Annotated in this window: 1 protein-coding gene; it reads right to left on the minus strand. The window is 33.4% G+C overall.

The window, feature by feature from the left end; translation table 11 throughout:
* Positions 1-492: 492 nt before the first annotated feature.
* On the minus strand, positions 493-570 hold the full coding sequence (locus ADH54_RS12755; protein ID WP_240149823.1) for a hypothetical protein: 78 nt from the start codon (positions 568-570) through the stop codon (positions 493-495).
* Positions 571-586 lie beyond the last annotated feature (16 nt).

The following is a 586-nucleotide window of genomic DNA, read 5'->3' on the forward strand; positions in this document are numbered from 1 at the left end:
TCAGTCACATATATACGGCAAGGCGAAGCTGACGTGGTTTGAAGAGATTTTCGAAGAGTATTAGTGATAAATCCATTATACAGTAGAAAACTCAATTTATCACCTCCGCTCCTCAACTGTCTATTTTTGATCCTGAATTGTTACTTGAGTAAGTTCTTTTTTCAAATAGCTTTTCCCTAAGAATCAGTATATTATGTATTCTCATTGGTCAAAAATAAAGATATCATCTATTTACTTTAACATAAAAAATTATCGAATAACAACTATTGTCCTCTATATGAATAGTTATTCCTAAACCTAAAAATTTTGAAATCAAGTTGACCTAAACCTCTCATTACCTCATGAAATTTAGGATTTAGATTCACTGATCAATTTACCTGTATCAAAAATCTCCTAGCAGACTTTCCTGCTAGGAGATTTTCTTATGAGAGGTACTTGTTTAAGCTTTGAAAATCGGATTTATTATTCGATAATTATCAAACAATCTACCAATTAAGCTTCTTCGTCTTCTTTACGACGACGGCCTGCAAGACCAAGACCAAGTAATGCACTTGCGGCAGCTGCTACCATAGCTACAGTAGAATCT

Source organism: Streptococcus pseudopneumoniae (assembly GCF_001072315.1).
Taxonomy (GTDB): Bacteria; Bacillota; Bacilli; order Lactobacillales; family Streptococcaceae; genus Streptococcus; species Streptococcus pseudopneumoniae_R.